Origin of the sequence: Pseudotabrizicola sp. (assembly GCF_030684215.1) — a bacterium.
Classification (GTDB): domain Bacteria; phylum Pseudomonadota; class Alphaproteobacteria; order Rhodobacterales; family Rhodobacteraceae; genus Pseudotabrizicola.
The window spans coordinates 1-23217 of the sequence record NZ_JAUXOV010000020.1 but is presented as its reverse complement, the minus strand read 5'-3'; the positions used below and the strand labels follow the sequence as shown (position 1 = coordinate 23217).

The window sequence follows — 23217 nt, the reverse complement described above, 5'->3', positions numbered from 1 at the left end:
TGCGCGGGGCGTCCTGCGCATCAGCCTTCAGCCGGTCCATCATTCGGGCTGCCAAACTGGTGGGTCACGCCAATGACCGTTCCCCGGAAATACGGCCTCTCCCCCTGTGGCGTGATCCATGCCACCTCACCGAAAAACGGGATCATCATGCCGTCAACGGGGCGGTAGTCGCGAAACCGGCCTTCCCACGGCATCATTACGCTGATCCCTTTGACCAGCGCGCCTCGCGCATCAATTCGGATGCCACTGACAAGCCCATCCGCGCCAAACCGAAACAGCATGGAAAGCGTGATCGGCCCGTCTGTCATTGTGGCTGTCGCCGAGGTCGCATTCACTGCATCCCACAAAACCCCCTGACTGGGCAGCAACGCAGTTGGATACCACACGGCCTCGGCGAACCACCGCATCAACTCGCCCTTTGCAATTTCGCCCACGCCCTGAACCTCGCCCAGCGGGACCATCCCGAGGGCAGAGGGCCGCAAGACCCCCTCTCCCGCCACATAAGCGTCATGGACCCGCACCGGCACCAAAGGGAACAGCATGATCCGGGCGTTCCAGACAAAGCCGGGCCGGTTTGTCACCACCCGCTGATCCGAGGTGAACGGCCTCCATTGCGGCGCCTCAAGGCCCATGTTGAACGTGCCGTTCACGGCAAGGTCAACCGACCCGATGATTGGCTGACCATCGGTCAGCGCCCGTTCGAAATACCGCCGCACAGGCGCAGGAAGACCCGCAAGCTCTGCCGCAACATACGGCGCCACCTTCCCCGAAACCGCAGCCGCATCCAGCCGCGCGACAAGGCCGCGTGTTGCAGCACCCCAACGCCACGCACCAAGTGCCGTAAACCCCACGTACAGCACCACGAGCGCGGCAAGCGATACAGCCGCCCATTTCAGGATGTCCATGTCATCTCCTTGATGCGGCAGTCCAGTCTGGCCCCGGTTTCAGGATAACGATCCCTGCGGTCACGAACAGCAGGGCCATCACGATCGAATAGATCCTTGGGTCTTCGCCATCCGGCATAACCGGCAGCACCATGGCCGACCAGTTGACCGCCCCGTGCAGCAAGATCGCGGGCAACACGCTGAACCCCGTGTTTACTGACAGCCGCGCCAATACGATCGACAGCGCAATGGTGCTGGCCAGAAACAGCCCCATTGGCAGATCAGCCTGCGCCGTGCCCGGCATCCAAAACAGGGGAAGATGCCAGATGCCCCAGACGATGCCCAGACAAAGTGCCGCCCAGCGCCAACCGATGCGCTCTGTCAGGGCGGGCAGCGCATACCCGCGCCAGCCAAACTCTTCCCCCAGCGGGCCACCGAGAAGCGTGACGACGACGAATTGCGCGGCGAAGAACATCGCTGACCCCTGGACGGTCGCGGCGGGGACAGTGCCACCCGTGGCGACTTGCAGCCCTATTGCGGCGAGCATTAGCAGCGGTGCCGATATCACCGCCAGCGCATACCAGTGCCAGCCAAGCCGCCAGCGCAGGCACTGGCTGACCCAGCACGCCAATCCTGCCCGGCCCTCCAACGCCCAGACCGTGACAAATGCAGCGACACCGGGACCAAAGGAAGAGACCAGAAACAGCGCCCCACCAAGACTTGTCATTCCAGCACCAAGCACGCTGATGGCCGCCCACAGACCCCAGGTCCAGCCGAAGGTCAGGACAAGAAAGGTCAGAATGCTTTTCGGCCCGCGGGCCGTGCCAGCCCGGTGGGCAGAATGTGGAAAACCGCGGGGTTGGGCTGCAGGTGCCCTCACACCATGACCGCATCAACCAACCTGCGGGCCGAAAACGGCATGGCGGGTGCGCGACCAAAGCGCATCACGATGTCAGGCCTGCGTCCTGGCAGACCCGCAACGTTAGCCAGCGCGGCGCGCAAAGCCGGCACCTCGGCCGGCTGGTTGATATGGGCGGTCCTCAGCCCCAAGGCTGTGGCCTGCAAGGCAAAACGCTGGCACGCACGCCCGACCTGCACCCAATGCTCGGGATCGGAACGCTGCGCAACAAAGACCGCAATCCCCGATGAGGTATCAATCTGGCGAGCGATCTTCGCGCTCTCGGTTCCGGGAGTGAACACCATGTCGAAAAGTCGTCGCCCCAGCCAGTCCGGCAGCGCAGGATGGCCACTGGCAGGGCTGTAGAGCCCGTCACCCAAGGCCATCGCGGCATCAGGACTGAACCGCAGCCAGTGTTTCAGTTCGGCGACAAAGGCCGGATCCGCCAGTTGGGCCGCATTGGCCGCGACGACCAGATCACGGATTTGGTCGATCTGGCGCCGCTGATTGATCAGCGTCAGATCGACACCGGGCATGGCCCCTGCCGCCTCAAGCTGCGCCAAGGCGGTGGTGTTGACCGCGCTGCCGTCATAGTCCGACCGGGTGGATTGCCGCAGGGGGATTGCATCAAACAGGGCCGCATCATCGCCGGAGCCGGTGTTGGTCCCGAAATGAAAGCGCACCGCACCATCGCCCGTGGGCGCGAACGTGATCCCGCCCCCGCGCCCCATGGCTGCCGCAGCAAGCGCCAGATTTTCCACCGCACAGCCAAGGCTGACAAAAAGGTGGTGGTCATCAGGATCAACGACAGGCGTGCGGCGTGAGGTATCCGGCAGGATGTCGATCCCCCGCGCATCCGCCCGGAAAAGCCAGGGCTGCGTATTATGTCCGTTCGCGGCGAGGGTGGCATAGCGGATCAGCTCATGTTCGGTTGCCGGAACCGACAGGGATTGGCGCTGACGGGCAGCATGGGCCGCCATCTGGCCCGCAGTTCCCATCTGACGCCACCCCAGCCAGCCCGCTGCGCCAAGACCCGCCAGAGCCGTCCCGCCCCCGATCAACAGGCGCCTTCGGCTGATCGTCATGTCGCAGGCTCTTTGTCCAGCATCAGCCAGCCACGAGGCAGCGCAAAGGCTGCCAGCGTGCCGATCCCCAGCATCGTCACGCCCAGCACAAAGAACCAGCCCGCCACCGGCACCAGCCAAGCTAACCCGGCAAAGAAGGCGCCAAGGCAGGCCAGCGCGAACTTGCCCGCAAGTCCGCCCGGCATCATCCGCCCTGCGGCCAGCCACAGCCCGACACCCAGCACATACGACCCAAGCGCATAGCCTGCAAAGATCGCCATAGCGGTGACGATCAGCATGACTGGCAGCAGGAACACTCCAATAATCGTCAACATCAGCACAAAGCCCGATCCTGCCAACGCAGATGTGACAAGAAACCCCGACCAGATCGCCCGCCCCGGATGGGCAAGCGCAAGTTCACGCCAGCTTTGCACCGCGTTGGGTGCAATGGCGATCACCATGGTGGCGATGAGGCCCGAGATCAGGACACTCATCAGAAACCCGCCGATGACCTGCCCCAGCGAAGGCGTAGCTGGCACCATTCTTGACCAGTCGGCTCGGTCATGGTCCGTCCTTTGCAGTATCGTGACCCGGGCGGCCGGAGCAACTGTTGCTGGCACGACGATGCTGGAGGGGGACTCGGCATAGATCTTCAGCGTTCCTGCAACCGTTGACCCGGTGCCAAACTCAATTTCTTCGGCCACCAGCACCGCATCGCCCGTGATGGCACCAGTCAAGCGAACATCTGCCCCGGTTATCAGCGCATAGCCCCCGACCGACCCGATGGTAACCTCGGACCCAGCAGCGCGGAGGTTGCCTGTGACGCTGCCCGTGATCACCTCATACCCCATGACGGTAGCATCACCCCCCACCACCCCGGAGACCTCTACCCGGTAGCCCGCCGCAAAGAGATCTCCCGCCACCGCCGCCTCGACGGTGACACGGCGAGCGACAAGATGCGCCGCGCCAGCGACAGGGGCAGCCACGACCACGCGATTGCCCGCCATGAACAGGTCTTGCACCGGCGGTCCGGCGAAACGCACAGTTGCGCCCGCCTCATACCTGTCCTGCGCGATGGCCAGTAAAGACGTCTCGGCAAGGGCCGGACCAGCCACAAGGCAAGCAGCAAGGATCAGGGGACGCATCATGACGAAGTTCCTTTTGTCGTTATCGCCACCTTGCCCGCGTGGCCTGTGGTTGGTGCTGACCTGCGTCAGTCCATCATCGGGAAGACCGTCGGTCAGAGGCGTGACTGCGCCGTGCCGTTACAATTTCGGCGTTCCAAAGCGCCTTTTGTTATTCAGAAACCACACCGTCGAAGACTTCCTTTGATGCCTCTGCTTCGGCCTTACTTGACTGAACCAACGGGTCGATGTGATGGGGCGGGCCGTAAAGAGTGTAGACATGCAGGCGCTTATCGCCGGTATTGGTCAGGTTATGGACCGCTCCGGCGGGAATAAGGATGCAATCGCCGTCCTTGACTTTGTGGGATACGCCGTCGATCACGACCTTGCCCCTGCCCTTTTCGATCCGGAAAAACTGGTCATGGCCCGAATGGGTTTCGGTCCCGATGTCCTCACCCGGCTTTAGCGCCATCAAGACCAGCTGCAAGTGATGCCCGGTGTAAAGCACCTGCCGGAAATCATCATTTGCTTCGGTAAGCTTTTCGATATCTGCAACGTAGCCCTTCATCTCACTCTCCGGTTCGTTTGCTGAAGGGTTCGCAACCTTGCCGCCCCCTTGCAGGCCAAAACCTCTGCCCGTTCGACCGGGCTGTCGTTGATGCAGATTAGTGCCGACGTCCGCTAAGCAGTTCATAAACGAACGGCAAAAGCCTTTCGCGATGACTGAACTCCAGAAAGGGAACGAATGACCGATGTGCTGCCCTCCGGGCATGTCCATGCCGTGCGCGGCGCTGTCGTCGATGTGCGCTATGACGCGGGCACGCTACCCGCGCTGAATGACGCGCTGCTGGTGCAATGGGACCGTCCAGGCCCTTTGATGCTGGAAGTCCAGAGTCATCTGGACCTGACCACGCTGCGCGCTGTTTCCTTGCAGGCAACGGCGGGCCTGTCGCGTGGCGTGGCGGTCTTGTCCACTGGGGCGCCGGTCATGGTGCCGGTGGGCGAGGCTGTGCTGGGGCGGCTCCTAGACGTGACGGGGGGGCTGCGCGACCTGGGGGAAGCCCTGCCGGAAAATACGCCCCGCCGGTCGATTCACGCAGCACCACCACCGCTGTCTGCGCAAGCCACCACGACCGAAGTTTTCGAGACGGGCATCAAGGTGATAGACCTGCTGACCCCCATGGCACAGGGCGGCAAGGCTGCGATGTTCGGTGGCGCAGGTGTCGGCAAAACGGTTCTGGTGATGGAACTGATCCACGCTATGGTCGAGAAATACGAGGGCATTTCAGTCTTTGCGGGCATCGGCGAACGGTCGCGCGAAGGGCACGAATTGTTGACCGAGATGTCGGAGTCCGGCGTTCTGCCGCGCACGGTTCTGGTCTATGGCCAGATGAACGAACCCCCCGGTGCGCGCTGGCGGGCACCGCTGACCGCATTGACCATCTCGGAATATTTTCGCGACACGAAACACCAGAACGTGCTGTTGCTGATGGATAATGTCTTCCGCTTTGTTCAGGCGGGGGCCGAAGTGTCCAGCCTGCTGGGCCGCCTGCCGTCGCGTGTGGGGTATCAGCCGACGCTGGCGACCGAAGTGGCAGGGTTGCAGGAACGCATCGCCTCGGTGGCAGGGGCTGCGGTCACGTCAATTCAGGCTGTCTATGTGCCCGCCGATGATTTCACCGATCCGGCAGTCACGACGATCTCGGGACATATGGATTGCGTGATCGTGCTAAGCCGCGCCTTGGCAGGTCAGGGGTTCTATCCGGCGATAGATCCCTTGGCGTCCTCCTCTACCCTGCTCGACCCGGCTGTGGTGGGCGCAGATCACTACCAAATCGCGGGCGACGTGCGTGAGACACTGGCGCGGTTTGCCGAACTGCAGGACATTATCTCGCTGCTGGGAATCGAAGAACTGGGCAGCGCTGACAAGCGCATCGTCATTCGTGCCCGGCGTCTGCAAAGGTTTCTAACCCAGCCCTTTGCGGTGACAGAGGCGTTCACCGGCACACCCGGCCAGTCCGTCACCCGCGCCGACACACTGGCCGGGTGCCGCGCAATCCTTGACGGCGAAACAGATGACTGGGCCGAGTCCTCGCTTTACATGATCGGCACCATATCTGACGCCCGTGCGAAAGAGATTGCCGGGGCCACAGCGTGACCAAGGCCATGTCGTTGCGCATCATGACGCCCTTGTCCATCGTCGTCGATCAGACCGTGACCAGCCTGCGCGCGATGGATGCCAGTGGCGACTTCGGCATCCTGCCGGGACACGCCGACTTCCTGACCCGGCTCGCCCTGTCGGTCGTCTCTTGGGCCACGCCCGACGGTGCGCAGCATTTCTGTGCCGTGCGCGGGGGGGCGCTGACGGTCCGCAAGGGCCATGTCGCCATCGCCACCCGTGAGGCGGTGATTGGCCACGATCTGGACAAGCTGGACCGCGAGGTGCTGTCCCGCTTCCGCGCCGATCTTGACGAGGAACGCGTGGAGCATGTCGAGACCACGCGGCTGCAACTGAACGTCATGCGGCAGATGCTGGCGCGGTTGCAGCCAAAACCAAAGGGCGCGGGGCAATGACCGGGCCTGTGACCGGGCCAGAGGAAAGGGACCCGCTTTTGGACGAAGTGCGCAAGCATCAGGCACGGCGCGCGGCATGGCTGCAGGACGGTGAGGCATCCGTGGCGCGGCGGCTGGCCCAGATTGGCGTTCTGGGCTGGATCATCGTGGCGCCGATGCTGGCAGGCGTGTTCCTTGGCCGCTGGCTGGACAGATGGTTTGAGACTGGCCTGTTCTGGACGGCACCCTTGTTGATGGTCGGCCTTGGCCTTGGTGGCTGGTTCGCGTGGCGATGGATGGGCAGCGCATGAACAATGGTCTGATACTGGCTCTTTGGCTGGCTGGCGGGGGGGCCATCGGGCTGATCTATTTCCGCATGGTCCGGCACAGCGCCGATCTGATGCTGTCGGGTCGGCGGGGTGGGCCGTTGTTTGGCGTGGGTCTGGTGCTGCTGCGCATGGCGGGCTTGGGCGGGGTGCTGATCATCGCGGCAATGCAGGGGGCTGGACCGTTGCTGGCGGCGGCGTCGGGTGTGCTGATCGGGCGCTTTGCCGTCATACGGTGGGTGGCCTGATGGACAGCCCCATGCTTTCAGCCCCGCTGTTCATGGCCGGCCCGGTGCCGATCATGCCCGCAGTTGTCGTGACATGGGCGATCATGGTGGTGCTGGTCATTGGTGCAATCCTGTTGAAACGCCGCTTGACCGCGATGCCCTCGAAAACTCAGGCAGCGGCGGAACTGCTGGTCGAGGCGGTCGATGGCCAGATCCGCGATGTGACCGGGGCACCCCCCGGCCCTTACCGCGCGTTCATTGGTACGTTGTTCCTGTTCATCCTTATCGCTAATTGGTCTTCACTGATCCCCGGCGTGACCCCTCCGACGGCCACGATGGAAACCCCCGCCGCACTGGCTGGGCTGGTGTTCGGCTCGATCATCTTTTTCGGGGTCAAAGGCGGCGGTGTCGGCGGCTTTCTGCGCGGCTTTGCGCTGCCCAATCCGGTGATGATCCCGCTTAACATGCTGGAAAGCATCACCCGCGGCTTTTCCATGTTCGTGCGGCTGTTCGGCAATGTGATGAGCGGAGTGTTCGTGATCGCCATCGTGGGCTCGCTGGCGGCGCTGCTGGTACCGATCCCGCTGATGGTTCTCGAGCTGCTGACGGGCGCGGTTCAGGCCTACATCTTTGCCATTCTGTCGATGGTGTTCATCACCAGCGCCGTCGAAAAGGGCACCCCCCAACCCGACCCGGAAAACCCCACCCCGGAAAACAAGGAGTCCTGAATGGATTACGTCCCCCTCGTCAGCATTATCTGCGCCGCCTTTGCCGTCTCTTTCGGTGCCCTTGGCCCGGCGCTGGCCGAAGGGCGTGCGGTCGCCGCCGCATTGGACGCCATCGCGCGCCAGCCCGAAGCGGCCAACACCATCTCGCGCACCCTGTTCGTGGGCCTTGCGATGATCGAGACAACGGCGATCTACTGCCTTGTCATCGCACTGCTGTTGTTGTTCGCCAACCCGATGATGCCATGAGCTTTGATCTGTGGACCCTTGGCTTTCAGGCAGTCAATGTTCTTGTGCTGGTCTGGCTGTTGCAGCGGTATTTCTGGACGCCTGTTGCCGCAACAATCGCCGCCCGGCAGTCCGCAGCGGCCACCCTGCTGGAAGAAGCCAAGGCCAGGAAAGCCACGGCCGAAGCGGCATTGGCCGAGGTTGATGCCACCCGCGCCGCCATGGCGGCAGAGCGTGACGCCTTGCTTGCAACCGCCCGTAAGGACGCGCAAGCCGCCCGCGAAACGGTGCTGGCAACCGCACAAGCCGAGGCCGAAGCCCTGCATGACACCGCCAAGGCCGCCCGCGTCCGCGCCGCCGAAACGCTGAAGGCCAGCGCGATCGAGGATGCGCAGGGTCTGGCGCTGACCATCGCGGGTCGGCTTATGGCGCGGCTGGACGGGGCCGCAACGGACGCGGCCTTTCTGGGCTGGCTGGTCGAGGGTCTTTCGGCACTGTCAGAGGCGGACCGCAAGGCACTGGGCGATGCTGCGCTAAAGGTCATCAGCGCCACCCCGCAGGACAGCGCCGCGCAAGACACCCTCGCGCAGGCCATCACGGCGGCCATTGGCCATCCGGTCACGCTTTGCTTTCGTGCCAGCCCCGACCTGATCGCGGGGCACGAACTGCACAGCCCGCATTTCACTTTGCTCAATTCATGGGCCGCCGATCTGGCGCGGATCAAGGCCGCACTGGCATTGCCAGATGCATCCCAAGACACGAACGGCCAGCCTGATGCTGCATGAGGCGCCTTGGATGACCGAGGCCACCGCCCGCGTGCAATCCGCACCGCTTGGCCCAACGGCCGAACACCGGGGCCGGGTCGAGGATATCGCCGATGGTGTGGCGATGATCTCGGGTCTGCCCGATGTGCGGCTGGACGAGTTGCTGCACTTTGACGGCGGACAATTCGGCTTTGCGCAGGTGCTGGAACCCGACCGGATCGGATGCGTGCTGCTGGACGCCGCGCGTGCGCTGCAAGCGGGCGATGCGGTGCGCGGCACGGGGGATGTGGTCCGCGTGCCAGTCGGGCGGGGATTGCTTGGCCGGATTGTCGATCCCCTTGGCCGCCCATTGGATGGTAAAGGGCCGGTCGTGGCCGCGGCGTCCCTGCCAGTTGAACGCGACGCCCCCGGCATCATCGACCGCGAACTGGTCACCGACCCGGTCCAGACCGGGGTGCTGGTGGTGGATACCTTGTTCGCGCTGGGGCGGGGGCAACGAGAGTTGATCGTGGGCGATCCGGCTACGGGCAAGACGACGCTGGCGATTGATACAATCATCGCACAGAAAGACAGCGACATGATCTGCATCTATGTCGCCGTTGGCCAGAAAACCTCGGCCGTGCGCAGGGCAGTAGATGCGCTGGAAACCCATGGCGCGTTTGACCGCTGCGTCGTGGTGGTGGCTGGCCCCGCCACGCCGCCGGGCTTGCAATGGATTGCACCCTTTGCGGGCATGACCATGGCCGAGCATTTTCGCGACAACGGGCAGCACGCGCTGATCGTCATCGACGACCTGAGCAAACATGCCGCCACACACCGCGAGATTGCCCTGCTTACCCGCCAGTCGCCGGGGCGCGAAGCCTATCCGGGCGATGTGTTCTATGTCCACGCCCGCCTGCTTGAACGTGCCGCGAAACTGTCGGCAGCGCGTGGCGGCGGGTCTTTGACCGCATTGCCGATTGCCCAGACCGAAGCGGGGAACCTTTCGGCCTATATCCCGACCAATCTGATCTCGATCACCGACGGCCAGATCGTGCTGGATGCGCGGCTGTTTCAGGAAGGCCAGAAGCCCGCCGTCGATGTTAGCGTTTCAGTCAGCCGGGTGGGCGGCAAGACGCAGGCCCCTGCCCTGCGGGATGCCGCAAAATCGCTCCGGCTGGACTATGCGCAGTTTCTGGAGATGGAAATCTTCACCCGGTTCGGCGGCACCATCGAGCCGCGCGTTCAGGCGCAACTGACCCGTGGCCAACGTCTGCGCGCGGTCTTGCGCCAGCCGCAACACGCCCCGATGCGGCTGATCGACGAGGTGGCACTGGTGCTGGCGGTGCAGGAAGGGCTGCTGGACAGTCTGACACCTGAACAGGTTGGCACCTTCCGGGATGCGATGCCCAAGGCCATTGATGAGACGGCCATTTCTGTGGCGCGCGGCAACACCGCCACCGGGACACTGACAAAGGAAGACAGGGCGGCACTTTTGGCCGCCTTGCGCACACTGACCGCTGCGGTCGAAAGCCCCGATGTCTGACGCCGACCTTGGCAGCCGGATCGACGGCATCCGCCAATTGGGAAGCGTGGTGCGCGCCATGACCGGTATCGCCGGGGCCCGCGCCCGAACCGCTCGCGCCCAGATCGCGGCGGTCGAAGGATATGCCGCGATGCTGGCCGACGCGCAGGCACAGGCAACGACGGAAACCAATGACAGTAACCCACCCCCCGCCACCCGCCCTGCGCTGGTGGTCTTTTGTGCTGAGCAGGGTTTTGTCGGCGGCTTTTCAGAGCGCGTGCTGGATGGTGTCGGCGAGGGCGTCGCGCAGGCCGATCTTTTCCTGATCGGCAGCCGGGGTGCCGCAATCGCCTCTGGTCGTGGGATGGCCCCTGTCTGGTCCGCCGCGATGCCGTCGCGCTCTGCCAGCCTGCCGAAATTCGCCGATCGACTGCTGGATGCAGTGTTTGCGCAAGGCGGGCGGTCAACTGTTACGGTTGTTCATACGATCTGGACACGCGGGCAAGGCAGGGTGCAGCGGTTTATCCTTTTTCCCCTGCCGAAGGAAAGCGATGCGCCCTCCCTACCCGCACCGCTTACCAACCTGATTGCGTCTGATCTGGCGGCAAGCCTTGGCCTTGACCGCCTGCATGCGCTGCTGACCCGTGCCGCGCTGCTTGCCTTCGTTGCCGAGAACGAGGCCAGAATGGCCGCAATGGCGGCCGCGTCCCGCCAGATTGAAACTGAACTGGGGGTTTTGGAGGCCCTTGCGCGCCGCGTGCGGCAAGAAGCGATCACGGCAGAGATCATCGAAATCGCGGCAGGAGCAATGGCGGGGCGGTGAAAGCAAAAGGCGCGACTGGTGCCTCGCGCGTCACCTAACCTGCATCAGTCCAGACCCGGACAGTTGCCACTAGGCTGAAATCGACACATCATTGCAGGGGAAAGCCTCATGCCAGCCACCGAAAAGCCGGGGTTTCGGTTTCCGTCCGCCTTTACCATCCTGTTCGCCCTGATCATGTTCGTGGCGGCCCTGACCTGGATCATTCCGGCAGGGAAATATCAACGCGTCCCGTCCGAGGCGTTGGGCAAGGATGTGCCGTTGGCGGGTAGCTATGCGCCGACCGAGGCAAATCCGCAGGGGTTTTTCGACGTCATTCTTGCCCCTGTCGCGGGCTTTTATGATCCGGTGGAATACACCGCCAATGCCATCGACGTGTCGCTGTTCGTCTTGATCATTGGCGGGTTCATCGGGGTGGTCACGGCATCGGGTGCGATTGACGCGGGTATTGCGCGCGCCATGGTGCGGCTGAAAGGTCGCGAGACATGGATGATCCCGTTCTTGATGGCGCTGTTCGCTTTGGGCGGCACGACCTATGGCATGGCCGAGGAAACACTGGCCTTTTACGTCCTGCTGATCCCCGTGATGATCGCGGCCAAGTTCGATGCGCTGACTGCGGTTGCGGTCATCTTGCTGGGCGCGGGCGTGGGGGTGCTGGGTTCAACCATCAACGCGTTCTCGACGGTCATCGCCTCTGACGCGGCAGGGGTGACGTTTGCCGACGGGCTGGTGCTGCGGTTGATCATTCTGGTCCTGTGCTGGGTGGTGACGGTGGCCTTTGTCATGCGCTATGCCGCACGGGTGCGGGCAGACCCGACAAAGTCGCTGGTCTATGACAAAAAGGCCGCAAACGAGGCGCATTTCCTGAAAGAGACCCCTGCCGAAGCCGCGACCTTCACCGGGTTGCACAAGATCGTCCTGATCCTCTTTGCGCTGACCTTTGGGGTGATGATCTGGGGCGTCTCGATTGGCGGGTGGTGGATGGCCGAGATGAGCGGCCTGTTCCTGATCGCGGCTATCGTCATCGGCATCGTCGCCCGGCTGGGTGAGGGCAAGCTGGTGGCAAGCTTTGTCAACGGCGCGCGGGATCTGCTGGGCGTGGCGCTGATCATCGGCCTTGCCCGCGGCATCGTGGTGGTGATGGACGCGGGCCACATCACCGACACCATCCTTCACAGCGCCGAGGTTGGCGTGGCGGGTCTGCCCCGCACCGCCTTCATTCTGGTGGTCTATTGGATCGAGGTGGGGCTTTCGTTCTTTGTGCCCTCAACTTCGGGCCTTGCCGTCCTGTCGATGCCGATCCTAGCCCCGGTGGCGGATTTTGCCGGGGTGAAGCGCGAGTTGGTGGTGACCGCCTTTGCCACCGCCAGCGGCATGGTCAACCTGATCACCCCGACATCCGCCGTCGTCATGGGCGGGCTGGCGATTGGCCGCGTGCCATACGAACGCTGGCTGCGGTTCATCTGGCCTCTGCTGGCCGTGCTGACCTTGATCATCATGGCCGCCCTCGCGCTGGCCGTCACATTTGGAGCCCCCGCATGACCCTGACCTATGGCGTTCACTCCGAGGCGGGCGTTCTGCGTCGCGTCATGCTGCACCGGCCCGGATCGGAAATGGCCCGATTGACGCCGGCCAACGCGGCCAGCCTGCTGTTTGATGATGTGCTCTGGGTCAAGCAGGCACGTATCGACCACATGGCCTTTGTCGATGTCCTGCGCGAGAGGGGCGTCGAGGTGGTGCTGTTGCGTGAAATGCTGGAAGAGGTGCTAACCAACCCCAAGGCGCGCCGCTGGCTGCTGGACGCACGCATCAGCGACAACTCGGTGGGCGTGGGTCTGTCGGTTGACCTGCATGCTTGCCTGATGGAGATGCCCGCCAATGCCCTGACCCATATCCTGATCGGCGGGATGAGCCGCTCCGAACTGCCGATCCCTGAAGCGGGCGTCGTGGTGCCCATGCTGCGGGGCGAGGATTTTCTGCTGCCGCCGATGCCCAACCAGATCTTCACCCGCGACAGTTCCTGCTGGATCTATGGCGGTGTCACGCTGAACCCGATGTTCTGGCCAGCGCGACGGCTGGAAACGTTGAACCTCGCCGCGATTTACCGGTTTCACCCGGACTTCGCCGATGCCGGATTTCCGATCTGGTTCGGCGATCCAGAGGTCGATCACGGCATGGCCACGCTTGAAGGCGGCGACGTGATGCCCATCGGTAACGGCGTCGTCCTGATCGGGATGGGCGAACGCACCACGCCGCAGGCCGTGGGGCAAGTGGCCCGCGCGTTGTTTGCCGGTGGCGGAGCAGAACGGGTGATCGCCTGCCAGTTCCCGCGTTCCCGGTCGTCGATGCATCTTGATACCGTGTTTACCTTTTGCGACCGTGATCTGGTGACGATGTTCGCCGAGGTTACGGATGCGATCAAGACCTACTCGCTGCGGCCCGGCGACACGGGCGGGGTGACGGTCACTGCGGAAACCCTGCCGTTTCTGGAGGTGGTCGCCGAAGCCTTGGGTATTGCGAAACTCCGCACCGTGCCCACAGGCGGCGATGCCTATGAAAGCCAACGCGAACAGTGGGATGATGCCAACAACCTTTTGTGCATCAGCCCCGGCGTCGTCGTGGGATATGAGCGCAACACCCACTCCAACACCCTGCTGCGCAAGGCCGGTGTCGAGGTCATAACCATTTCCGGTGCCGAACTGGGGCGTGGGCGCGGCGGGTCACATTGCATGACCTGCCCGCTGATCCGCGATGCGCTTTAACCCATCCGATCGTCCCGAAAGGACCACCCGATGCCACAGAATCTGCACGGCCGAAGCTTTCTGAAACTGCTGGATTTCACGCCCGACGAGCTGCGCTATTTGCTGCGCCTTGGGGCAAGCCTGAAAGAGGCGAAAGCGACAGGCACCGAAAAACAACTGCTGAAAGGCAAGAATATCGCGCTGATCTTCGAGAAAGACAGCACCCGAACTCGCAGCGCGTTCGAGGTGGCAGCCTTTGATCAAGGCGCACATGTCACCTATCTGGGGCCATCAGGCAGCCATATCGGCACCAAGGAAACCATGAAAGACACCGCCCGCGTGCTGGGCCGGTTCTATGATGCCATCGAGTATCGGGGTTTCGGGCAGGCCGATGCCGAAGTGCTGGCCGAGTTCGCCGGTGTGCCGGTCTATAATGGGCTGACGGATGAATTTCACCCGACCCAGATTCTGGCGGATCTGATGACGATGCGCGAGTTCACCCACAAGCATCTGTCGGACATCGCCTTTTCCTTCATCGGCGATACCGGCGGCAACATGGGGTCTTCCCTGATGGTGGGTGCGGCCCTGATCGGGATGGATGTGCGTCTGTGCGGGCCGCAAAGCCTTTGGCCGGACGCTGCGCTGGTGGATCAGTGCCGCGCGCTGGCGGCAACCACCGGCGCCCGGATCACCCTGACCGAAAAACTGGCCGAGGGGGTGGAGGGCTGCGATTTCATCTATACCGATGTCTGGGTGTCGATGGGAGAGCCGGAAACGGTCTGGGCCGAACGGATCGCCCTTCTGTCCCCCTATACCGTCACGCAAAAGGTCATGGACCTGTCGGGCAACCCTTACACCAAGTTCCTGCATTGCCTGCCCGCCTTCCATAACCGGGATACCAAAACCGGCGAGGCGACGTTCCAGACCTATGGCATCGACTGCATGGAGGTGACGGATGAGGTGTTCGAATCCCCTGCCTCCAAGGTTTTCGATCAGGCAGAGAACCGGCTTCATTCCATCAAAGCGGTGCTTGTCGCCACGATCGGGGCCTGAGATGTGCATCGTTGTGGCCCTTGGGGGCAATGCCCTGCTGAAACGCGGTGAGCCGATGACAGCCGAGGCGCAGCACACCAACGTGCGGATTGCAGCGGCGGCGCTGGCCGACCTTGCGCGCGATCATCAGATCATCGTGGCCCATGGCAACGGTCCTCAGGTGGGGCTGATGGCGCTCAGATCTGCCGCATATGCCCCCGAGAACCCTTGGCCGCTGGATATTCTGGGCGCTGAAACCGAAGGCATGATCGGCTATCTGATCGAGCAAGAGTTGATGAACGCGCTGCCGTCCGGCACAGACTGCGCCACGCTGTTGACCCGTGTAGAGGTGAACCCGCTAGATCCGGCATTTGACCAGCCGACCAAACCCATTGGCCCGGTCTATTCGGCCGAAGAGGCAAAACTGGTGCGTGCCGAACATCGTTGGTCGATGGTGTCAGAGGCGACAGGCGGACTGCGCCGGGTTGTCCCCTCGCCGTTGCCAGTTGCCATCCTGAACATCGCGCCGATCCGATTGCTGGTCGATGCCGGGGTCTGCGTCATCTGCGCGGGTGGCGGGGGCATCCCGGTCGTGCGGGGCAGTGATGGCCAGATGGAGGGTGTCGAAGCGGTGATTGACAAGGACCGCACCTCGGCCCTTCTGGCACAGGCCCTGAACGCGGACATTCTGCTGATGCTGACAGATGTGGAAGCCGTGTTCCGCGACTGGGGCGGGCCGGATCAGACGGCCATCGCTGACATAAGCCCCGAGGCGCTGGCCCCGATGCAGTTTCCCCAAGGGTCGATGGGGCCAAAGATTACGTCTGCCTGCGAATTTGTGCGGGCGGGTGGACGCATGGCCGGGATCGGGCGCCTGCAAGACGCGCGCGCAATCATCGAAGGACGGGCAGGCACACGGGTGCGCGGCGACCTCGTTGCCGCAGAAAACGGATTGCCCGACTTGAATAAAGCGGCCCAGTCGGAAAACCACCAACCTAAAGCAGTGCGGGGATCGGAATAGGCAGTCATCATAGGCCAGAGTTCCGAGTGGCCTTGTTAAAGGGTCTCGAATCCCGACCCCACCCGTTGCACCCGTTTGTCCTCGTCGGGGGCATTCAGTGGGCAAAACTGCCAGCGGTTTCACACATGAAGCCGAAAGACCAAAGGATTGATGATGACACAACCGATGATGACACAACCGATGACCGGAAAGATTGCCCTGATCACCGGGGCCGCCGGCGCAATTGGCCTGGCCACAGCAACCTTGCTGGCCGCCCGCGGGGCGATCATCGCGGCCACAGATGTGGTCGGGGCAGATTTCGGCCCGTTGCAAGCCGCAATCCCCGACACAAAGCGCTTGCTGGTGGTCGAGGCGGATGTAACGGATGAGGCTTCCTTTGCCGAAGTCATCAAAGCCACCGTCAAGGCATTTGGCACCATCGACATCTTCTTCAACAATGCCGGCATCGAAGGCCCGGTTGCCCCCATCCCCGATTTCCCGACTGACGGTTTCCGCAAGGTGATGGACGTCAACGTGACCGGCATTTTCCTGGGCCTGAAACTGGTGATCCCGGTCATGGCAAAGGCAGGCCACGGCAGCATCATCAATTCATCCAGCGTGGCGGGGCTGACCGGGTCTGCGGGCCTTTGCGCCTATGTCGCCAGCAAACACGCCGTTCTGGGGCTGACCCGAGCGGCAGCGGTGGAATGGGGGGCAAAGGGTATCCGCGTCAACTGCATCAACCCCGGCCCGATTGAAAGCCGCATGATGGCGTCGATCGAGGAAGGGGCTAGTCCGGGCGCAGCGGCGGCGGTGCATGACGGTTTTGCCGCGACGATCCCCATGAAGCGCTATGGCACGCCGACCGAGGTGGCTGGGCTGGTGGCCTTTCTTGCGTCCGATGATGCGGGCTACATCAACGGCGGCGCCTACACCGTCGATGGTGGCATGACCGCCGCCTGATCATTTCAACAAAGGCCCGTCATGATCAAGATAGGTCTTGTCGAAATCGGCCAGCGTGACAAGGCGGTCAAGATCGTGGATGGTCACCTCTCCTTGCTGAAAGGTGACCAGGCCGTCTTCGCGCAGTTCGCGCAGCACCCGGTTGACGTGAACCGCACTCAGCCCCATGGCATCCGCCAACATGTATTGCGACAGAGGGCAAGAGTATTCCAAGGCAGTGCCAAGGCCCACCAGTTTCAGCCGTGCACCCAGCTCCAGCAGGAAATGCGCGGTGCGTTCCTTGGCATCTCTGCGCCCGATGCCCACCAGATGCTCCACCACCATCGCCTCGTCGCGCGACGCGGCCCACAAGACTGCAGTCGCAAGCCGGGGTGTCCGGCTGAATGTCTCCAGCAGATCGCTCGCCAGAACCTCAGATGCCTCGACGCGCGTCACAGGTTCAATGTTGTGGTCCGCAGTGCGGAACAACACCGAGCGCAGGCCCAGGAAATCGCCGGGTATCTGAAAATCGACAATCTGACGCGTGCCGCCCGACAAGAGCTTGTAAGAACATACCCAGCCCGAGGCGAGGATATAGGCCGACTGGTTGACCTGCCCCTGGTGCACCATATCGCGTCCGGCTGCGAAACTTTTCCGACGACCATGCAGGCGCTCAAGTGCCGACAACTCTTCACCCGACAGGGCGACAAAGGCCCCAAGCTTGCGGGAAAATGGGGAATGCAGGGCTGTCACTGCTGGATATTCCTCTCAGGGCATGAGTCATGTGACGGGCCGAATGGTTGCCGCCTGCGACAGCCTTAGTTGTGCTTGCGGCCACTGGCACTGATCTGCCTCAGTCCACGATACCACAGTTCTGCGAAACTGGCGCAGGTGTTGCATGAAACCTGTGTTCCGCCCTGTCCCGTCCGCCCGTAGAAAGTCCTTCCAATGCCAGAGATCCCCGATGTATCCGGAACCGCCGCCCTCGCTATATGCGAGTCGCTCCTGCTCGCGCTGAATGACCGCAACATTCTGCCGGAACGCGATATCATCGGGATTCTGAAAGATGCGGCGGCAGCGCATGCGAACGACAGGGGCGAGGATGGTCAGGAAGGACTGCACGCTGCCGTCGCAGACCTGATCAACGGCATCCTTTCAGGCGGAAACTCGGTTCGTCGCAGGTGACGGTGGTGGCTCAACTGAAGAAGTCTGCGCACATTTCCGGGTACCCGGAATGCCCACCGTGCTGCGATTGCCGCGCGGGCTGACAGTGTACTTCGCCCCCAGAGGCCCGAAGGATAGGGACGCGGTGGATTTGGAGAGGGTGAGAGTTACCCAGGGAGCAAGGCGGACACGCCTCCAGAAACGCAATGACACGGGTTCAGGATCCTCTCAGATCTGTGAAACTGGGGTCGGGCAGGCCTGGAGCCCACCTGAAAAAGACGCACGTCGAGCGGTTGGAATGAGGTCCGGGTGGCTGAACGGAATGCGCCATGGTCACAAGCGCCCGAGGTCGAGGTCTATGGATATCGGACAGTGGTCGGACGGGTAGTCCTCGACCGGCCCACCGAATGTCGTCTCTGCGAACGTGCCTTCGATCTTCGCAGGGCGCGCGGCGTCATTCAGGATCAGGAAGTCGATGAAGGCGCTGAAGCGAGGCAAGCAGTTGAGTCCGATCTCCGCCCCGGTGATGTGAATGTCGCCATACTCGTTGAGGATCGCCCAGAAGGTATCGCCCTCAGCCTCAACGTGGCGATTCAGGTCTTCGCCGATCAGCACCGGACCCGACTGCGCATCGAACCAGGCGCGCAACACTGGCAGCTGCGCGAAGAGGTTTCCGCAGGACTGTCGGCCCATCCCTTCAAAGCATCCCGACTGAAGATGGGTGTTCAGGATCGTCAGGGGGCGCTCGGCTCCAACCTCCACAACGACGCCATGGCGCAAGGCCCCGCTTCTCGACACATCGAGCGCCGACAGGTCCGGCAGGCGCCGATGGGCAATCCCGGCTCGGATCGCGATGGCCGTGGACTGCATCGAAAGCCGCTGGCCGGGCGTGTTGCGACACTCCGGGTAACGGCGGGACGGGCGGCGATCCTCGACATGGAAAACCCATTCTGCCGGATCGAAGACCCGGGCAAGCGCGGGCTCCCCTTCGATTTCCTGAAGGAGCCAGATGTCAGCATCCACCTGCGCGATCACATCACGCACGCGCTGGAAGTCTGCCTCGCTGCGCGGCCGGCATCCCCGATCTGTATCGGCAACGAAGTGCTCGATGTTCCAGCTTGCGATCCGGAGTGTCTCTGCCCGCGCGAGTAGTGGAGCAAACAAAAGCGCGATGACCAAAAGAAAACGCATGAACTTTCCCGTAGAGGCCTGAGAGGCAACAGATTTCCTAACCTCGGTCCGCAACGGGCACCCAATATGCCATCCGATCGGACCGTTCCGAATGACCGCTGTTAGCGATGGAGAAACTCTGCGGCGACAGCACGTCCGCCGATGTTGTCGGACGGCTGTTGGGCGACGTGAAGCCGTTGCTGATGGTGACTGATCCGCCCTATGGCGTGGAGTACGACCCAAGCTGGCGCAACCAGGCGGGTGCAGCCAAGACCAAACGCACCGGCAAGGTGCTGAACGACGACCGGGCCGACTGGCGCGAAGCTTGGGCGCTGTTCCCTGGCGATGTCGCCTATGTCTGGCACGGCGCGCTGCACTCCTCGACCGTTGCCGAGAGCCTGGTGGCGGCGGGGTTCGCGGTTCGGTCCCAGATCATCTGGGCGAAAGACCGCCTCGTCCTCAGCCGCGGCGATTACCACTGGCAGCATGAGCCTTGCTGGTATGCGGTGAAGAAGACCGGCAAAGGCCATTGGGCTGGCGACCGCAAGCAGACGACGCTCTGGCACATTTCCGGCAAGGACCAGGACGCGGCCACGGTGCACGGCACTCAAAAGCCAGTCGAATGCATGCGCCGCCCGATCCTGAACAACTCCAGCCCGGGTCAAGCGGTGTTCGAACCCTTCATGGGTAATCCATCTTATTTTGAAAGGACTTTCTATCCAAGTTGATTCAGGGTTGCCCCTTAGAATGGTGCAATGACGCCCTTCTGCATCGGGGGGAGCGCCGCATCTTGGGCCGTCGAGTTCCTGGTCTTGTAGGCCGGGGGTGTGGGTCTGCTCATGCCGCCCAGCTGCCACCAGAGATTCACGAGATGAAGCTCTTAAGAGATCTATATGCCAGAGACTTTCGCAGCGTAAACATAAAGGCAACGACAGGTCACGGTTCCGGCGCTAAGGCAGGCATGGGGCACACTTCCATCGAAGTGCACCGTATCGCCGGGGTTTAACACGGCAGTTTCATATCCTTCGGAATGAAACTCCAACAGCCCCGACAGGACAAGTAAAAGATCTTCGGTCGGATGGCTGTTCCAAGGTCCGAAGTCTGTCAGGTCTGTCTGCGTGAATTCAACGAAGGCTGATTGAAACGCCCGCCCTTTCAGAGTGGCTGCAAGAGGCCAAAGCCGGTTGTGCGGGTAGGGAAACACGGTTCGATCCGCCGCTGATCGCTCTACTACCATGCGACCCGACAGCGGCACGCTCTCCGTCCGCACCAGATCCGACAGCTCGGTTTCAAACCCGCGTGCCAGTTTGAGAAGTACTTCAAACGTCGGCGACATTAGCCCATTTTCAATCTTGGACAGTGTTGACCGGGCAATGCCGGCGCGGTCGGCCAATTCTTGCTGGTTCCAGCTGCGTTCGTCACGCCATTGCCTGATACGTGCGGCAAGCGCTGTGTGCGCCTGTGAATGACGCGGTCTCTCGGTAAGCCCCATGTTCCAATCCTACGCCGTTGACATTAAATTGTTCCTATACGAACGTTGCTGTCAATCATAGCGAGGTCGCTTCATGCCAAATACGTCAAAATCCCTGTTCGAACGCGGGATGAAAGTCCTTGTAGAGGGCGTATCATCTGCTTCGCGGGGGCCGGCGACCTTTGGCGGCGCGCCACGGTACATGTCGCACGGCCATGGCGCGCGGCTTTATGATGTGGACGGGCGGGAATACATCGATTGGATGATGGCTTTCGGCGCCCTGCCTTTGGGCCATGCTCACCCAAAGGTGGTAGAGACCATCACACGCGAGGTGTCCCGCGGCACCCATTTCGCCACCGCCCTCGAAGTTGAGGTCGAAGTGGCCGAAATGTTGGTCAGCCTGCTGCCCCATGTGGACAAGGTGCGGTTTGCCAATACCGGGACCGAAGCAGCGATGGCGGCCTTCCGTTTGGCTCGCGGCCACACAGGTCGGCGCAAGATCATAAAGTTCGAAGGTCACTATCACGGCTGGTGGGATGCAGTTCTGGTCAACACAAATCCCCTGCCCCCCACCTTGCTCGGGCACCCAAACGATCCGATCCGCATTCCTGACAGTTCCGGCATTCCCGAAGCGGCATGGAAAGACACCATTGTGGTGCGTTGGAATGACGTCGAAGCCCTGGAACGTGCAATGGCGCTCCATGGCCACGAGGCAGCTTGCGTTGTGACGGAAGGGGTCATGTCCAACATGGGGGTGATCCCACCTAAACCGGGTTACCTCAACCGAATGCAGGAGTTGTGTCACCAGTATGGTGCCCTCTTCTACCTTGATGAAACCGTGACGGGTTTCCGCCTCTCTGCCGGGGGAGCGGCCGAGCTGTATGGGCTCAGTCCAGATATCGTGACCTATGGCAAGGCGCTGGGGGGCGGCCTGCCGATGGCGATGATCGGCGGACGGGCAGATATCATGAAGGGCCTCGAATGGGGTAAGGTTCTGCATTACGGCACCCATAACGCCGGACGTCTCACCCTGCATCTAACCAAGGTGATGCTGGAAACCATGTTGGCCGACAATCAGGCCGGCTTTGCCAAGATCAAGGATCTGGGCCAAACCATGGCCAACGAAGTGCGCCGTGTGGCAAAGGCCAGCAATCGCCACGGCATCTTGGTGCAGGGCGTGAATTCCATGTTTCAGATATTTTTCACGGACCAAGAAGAAATCAATGATTTCCGGGATTTCTGCACCCATGTCGACCGCATGAAATTCCGCGACTTTACCCTGCGGTTGATGGACAAGGGGATATACATGAACCCGTCAGCCACATTGCATTCCCTTTCATCGATCGTACACACAGAGGCGGACATAGCTGCAACCGGCCGCGCAATTGCCGAGGTTCTTGAGGAGATGCCATGAAGGTCGGCATCCTGGGGGTTGGCAATCTTGCCTCCTATCTGGTGCAGGGGGCCCAGAAGGGTGGGCATGCGTTTGTGCTTTCACCGCGGGGCGTTGAAAAGGCTGCGGAACTCGCGGCACGATTTGGCTGCGAAGTCGCTGAGAGTAATCAGGCGCTGGTCGATGAATGTGACCACATCCTTGTTTGCCTGCCAGCGGCAGAGGGGGAAGTAATCCTGCGCGGGCTGGTTTTTCGCAAGGGACAGGTGGTGTGTTCGGCAATGGCGGCCAAAGTCAAACTTGAGGACCTGCGTTTATCCGTCGCTCCTGCAGAGGTGACGCTTTCGATGATGCCAGGATATGCCAATGCCTTTTCTGTCGGCCCAACCTTTCTGTATCCGAAAGGCTCAGTCTGGGCCGAATTCTTCGCCGACTGCGGCCCGGTTCATGAATTGCCGGACGCTCACAGCTTTGAAACCGCTGTTGTCTTTGGCGCGATGTCAGGCGCAAGCGTCTTTCTGATGCGCCATCTTGCAGCCTGGTATGAGGCTGAGGGGTTAAACCCTGCCGTCGCGCGTTCCCTTGTGGCCGAAACCCTGCGCGGAAATGCCGAGGTGTTCTTGCAGTCAGACAAGTCACTCGATGCCATCTGCAACGGAGTCGGCACGCCTGGTGGCATCACCGAACAGATGGTTTCGCACTTAAGGCAAGACGGCGCACTTGAAAGTTGGCACCATGCCATGACCAGCATTCTGCACCGTATAGCCCCGGACCGAAAGCTCTGACCGTTTTATGACTGGGTCCGAACCGTCCCGGAGTCATGATTTGTAACGGCGAAGATCTGACAGAACCTGTTCCACCAAAACCGCACGGTCTCGTGGCTGATCTTGAGGCCGCGTTCATGCAAGAGATCCTCGACGTTCCGGAGCGACAGCGGAAACCGGATGTAGAGCATCACCGTTTGAGCGGCATCCTGTATGCTCGGGGATCGGCGCTGACCCACCATGGCCATCGCACCTGTTTCTTCCGCTACACCGCTACACACAGTAAGCGGTGCGCCAGCCCCGTGGTTTCGGCTTGATGTGACTTCGGGCATGCCGTCCTGCAACTGAGTTTGTGGGAGGCTTGCCATGGAGCACCAAAACGAGCACCGGATGGAGGTGCGTGGGTCGAATGGAGTGTCGCGG

26 protein-coding genes and 2 pseudogenes are annotated in these 23217 nt (G+C 62.1%); 18 read left to right on the top strand and 10 right to left on the bottom strand.

What is annotated here, in order from left to right:
• Positions 1-20 precede the first annotated feature (20 nt).
• The 5 genes from Q8K08_RS01960 to Q8K08_RS01940 form a co-directional block, all read right to left on the bottom strand.
• Positions 21-905, bottom strand: a complete 885-nt coding sequence (locus tag Q8K08_RS01960) for a DUF6544 family protein (RefSeq protein ID WP_305249044.1) — start codon at positions 903-905, stop codon at positions 21-23.
• Position 906: 1 nt separating this feature from the next.
• Positions 907-1611, bottom strand: coding sequence for a CPBP family intramembrane glutamic endopeptidase (locus tag Q8K08_RS01955; RefSeq protein WP_305249042.1), 705 nt, complete (start codon positions 1609-1611; stop codon positions 907-909).
• A gap of 149 nt (positions 1612-1760) precedes the next feature.
• Positions 1761-2867: a Tat pathway signal protein gene (locus Q8K08_RS01950; protein WP_305249041.1), complete on the bottom strand. Its 1107-nt coding sequence runs from the start codon at positions 2865-2867 to the stop codon at positions 1761-1763.
• Positions 2864-3994, bottom strand: a complete 1131-nt coding sequence (locus Q8K08_RS01945; RefSeq protein ID WP_305249040.1) for a hypothetical protein — start codon at positions 3992-3994, stop codon at positions 2864-2866. Before Q8K08_RS01945 ends, Q8K08_RS01950 begins: the two co-directional genes overlap by 4 nt.
• A gap of 148 nt (positions 3995-4142) precedes the next feature.
• Positions 4143-4748, bottom strand: coding sequence for a cupin domain-containing protein (locus tag Q8K08_RS01940; protein WP_305249039.1), 606 nt, complete (start codon positions 4746-4748; stop codon positions 4143-4145).
• Between Q8K08_RS01940 and atpD the strand changes: the two genes are divergently transcribed.
• The 14 genes from atpD to Q8K08_RS01870 all read left to right on the top strand — a co-directional run bounded on the left by atpD (position 4716) and on the right by Q8K08_RS01870 (position 16853).
• On the top strand, positions 4716-6128 hold the full coding sequence (gene atpD / locus Q8K08_RS01935) for a F0F1 ATP synthase subunit beta (RefSeq protein WP_305249038.1): 1413 nt from the start codon (positions 4716-4718) through the stop codon (positions 6126-6128). The two genes, Q8K08_RS01940 and atpD, sit on opposite strands and share 33 nt — an antisense overlap.
• Positions 6125-6544: a F0F1 ATP synthase subunit epsilon gene (locus Q8K08_RS01930; protein WP_305249037.1), complete on the top strand. Its 420-nt coding sequence runs from the start codon at positions 6125-6127 to the stop codon at positions 6542-6544. The genes atpD and Q8K08_RS01930 overlap by 4 nt, the downstream gene beginning before the upstream one ends.
• Positions 6541-6834 carry an AtpZ/AtpI family protein gene (locus Q8K08_RS01925; RefSeq protein ID WP_305249036.1) on the top strand — a complete coding sequence of 98 codons (294 nt, stop codon included), beginning with the start codon at positions 6541-6543 and terminating at the stop codon, positions 6832-6834. The genes Q8K08_RS01930 and Q8K08_RS01925 overlap by 4 nt, the downstream gene beginning before the upstream one ends.
• The gene (locus Q8K08_RS01920; protein ID WP_305249035.1) at positions 6831-7097 is read left to right on the top strand and encodes an ATP synthase subunit I; all 267 of its coding nucleotides are present in this window, start codon (positions 6831-6833) and stop codon (positions 7095-7097) included. Before Q8K08_RS01925 ends, Q8K08_RS01920 begins: the two co-directional genes overlap by 4 nt.
• Entirely contained in the window at positions 7097-7804 is a 708-nt protein-coding gene (locus Q8K08_RS01915) for a F0F1 ATP synthase subunit A (RefSeq protein ID WP_305249034.1), read from the top strand. The genes Q8K08_RS01920 and Q8K08_RS01915 overlap by 1 nt, the downstream gene beginning before the upstream one ends.
• Positions 7805-8050 (top strand): F0F1 ATP synthase subunit C, encoded by a 246-nt coding sequence (locus Q8K08_RS01910; protein ID WP_305249033.1) that lies wholly within the window; start codon positions 7805-7807, stop codon positions 8048-8050. It abuts the gene before it with no gap.
• Positions 8047-8814, top strand: coding sequence for an ATP synthase F0 subunit B (locus tag Q8K08_RS01905; protein WP_305249032.1), 768 nt, complete (start codon positions 8047-8049; stop codon positions 8812-8814). The genes Q8K08_RS01910 and Q8K08_RS01905 overlap by 4 nt, the downstream gene beginning before the upstream one ends.
• A 10-nt stretch (positions 8815-8824) precedes the next feature.
• Positions 8825-10318, top strand: coding sequence for a F0F1 ATP synthase subunit alpha (locus Q8K08_RS01900; RefSeq protein ID WP_305249031.1), 1494 nt, complete (start codon positions 8825-8827; stop codon positions 10316-10318).
• Complete coding sequence (locus tag Q8K08_RS01895; RefSeq protein WP_305249030.1) at positions 10311-11120, top strand: F0F1 ATP synthase subunit gamma; 810 nt, start codon at positions 10311-10313, stop codon at positions 11118-11120. Before Q8K08_RS01900 ends, Q8K08_RS01895 begins: the two co-directional genes overlap by 8 nt.
• Before the next feature lie 108 nt (positions 11121-11228).
• Positions 11229-12659 (top strand): YfcC family protein, encoded by a 1431-nt coding sequence (locus Q8K08_RS01890; protein ID WP_305249029.1) that lies wholly within the window; start codon positions 11229-11231, stop codon positions 12657-12659.
• Positions 12656-13879 carry an arginine deiminase gene (arcA, locus tag Q8K08_RS01885; RefSeq protein WP_305249028.1) on the top strand — a complete coding sequence of 408 codons (1224 nt, stop codon included), beginning with the start codon at positions 12656-12658 and terminating at the stop codon, positions 13877-13879. The genes Q8K08_RS01890 and arcA overlap by 4 nt, the downstream gene beginning before the upstream one ends.
• A 30-nt stretch (positions 13880-13909) precedes the next feature.
• On the top strand, positions 13910-14911 hold the full coding sequence (argF, locus tag Q8K08_RS01880; RefSeq protein ID WP_305249027.1) for an ornithine carbamoyltransferase: 1002 nt from the start codon (positions 13910-13912) through the stop codon (positions 14909-14911).
• 1 nt (position 14912) lies between these two features.
• Entirely contained in the window at positions 14913-15911 is a 999-nt protein-coding gene (arcC, locus tag Q8K08_RS01875) for a carbamate kinase (protein ID WP_305249026.1), read from the top strand.
• 153 nt (positions 15912-16064) lie between these two features.
• A complete protein-coding gene (locus Q8K08_RS01870; RefSeq protein ID WP_305249025.1) occupies positions 16065-16853 on the top strand; it encodes an SDR family NAD(P)-dependent oxidoreductase in 789 nt (262 codons plus the stop codon).
• Here Q8K08_RS01870 and Q8K08_RS01865 read toward each other — a convergent pair whose 3' ends face one another.
• Positions 16854-17585 (bottom strand): Crp/Fnr family transcriptional regulator, encoded by a 732-nt coding sequence (locus tag Q8K08_RS01865; protein ID WP_305249024.1) that lies wholly within the window; start codon positions 17583-17585, stop codon positions 16854-16856.
• A gap of 195 nt (positions 17586-17780) precedes the next feature.
• On the opposite strand from Q8K08_RS01865, the gene Q8K08_RS01860 reads away from it, so the two are divergent.
• The gene (locus tag Q8K08_RS01860) at positions 17781-18017 is read left to right on the top strand and encodes a hypothetical protein (protein WP_304800522.1); all 237 of its coding nucleotides are present in this window, start codon (positions 17781-17783) and stop codon (positions 18015-18017) included.
• Here Q8K08_RS01860 and Q8K08_RS21900 read toward each other — a convergent pair.
• Positions 17988-18209 (bottom strand): DUF4236 domain-containing protein, encoded by a 222-nt coding sequence (locus tag Q8K08_RS21900; RefSeq protein ID WP_370870480.1) that lies wholly within the window; start codon positions 18207-18209, stop codon positions 17988-17990. The genes Q8K08_RS01860 and Q8K08_RS21900 overlap by 30 nt on opposite strands.
• A gap of 120 nt (positions 18210-18329) precedes the next feature.
• Positions 18330-19187 carry an endonuclease/exonuclease/phosphatase family protein gene (locus Q8K08_RS01855; RefSeq protein WP_305249023.1) on the bottom strand — a complete coding sequence of 286 codons (858 nt, stop codon included), beginning with the start codon at positions 19185-19187 and terminating at the stop codon, positions 18330-18332.
• Positions 19188-19303: 116 nt separating this feature from the next.
• On the opposite strand from Q8K08_RS01855, the pseudogene Q8K08_RS01850 reads away from it, so the two are divergent.
• A pseudogene (locus Q8K08_RS01850) lies at positions 19304-19858 on the top strand (DNA methyltransferase); the annotation flags it as partial.
• A gap of 197 nt (positions 19859-20055) precedes the next feature.
• Here Q8K08_RS01850 and Q8K08_RS01845 read toward each other — a convergent pair.
• On the bottom strand, positions 20056-20658 hold the full coding sequence (locus Q8K08_RS01845) for a helix-turn-helix domain-containing protein (RefSeq protein ID WP_305249022.1): 603 nt from the start codon (positions 20656-20658) through the stop codon (positions 20056-20058).
• Between the two features lie 109 nt (positions 20659-20767).
• On the opposite strand from Q8K08_RS01845, the gene Q8K08_RS01840 reads away from it, so the two are divergent.
• Complete coding sequence (locus tag Q8K08_RS01840) at positions 20768-22051, top strand: aspartate aminotransferase family protein (protein WP_305249021.1); 1284 nt, start codon at positions 20768-20770, stop codon at positions 22049-22051.
• Positions 22048-22815, top strand: a complete 768-nt coding sequence (locus Q8K08_RS01835; RefSeq protein WP_305249020.1) for an NAD(P)-binding domain-containing protein — start codon at positions 22048-22050, stop codon at positions 22813-22815. The genes Q8K08_RS01840 and Q8K08_RS01835 overlap by 4 nt, the downstream gene beginning before the upstream one ends.
• Positions 22816-22862: 47 nt before the next feature.
• Here Q8K08_RS01835 and Q8K08_RS21895 read toward each other — a convergent pair.
• Positions 22863-23042, bottom strand: a pseudogene (locus Q8K08_RS21895) (IS6 family transposase); the annotation flags it as partial.
• Positions 23043-23217: the final 175 nt, after the last annotated feature.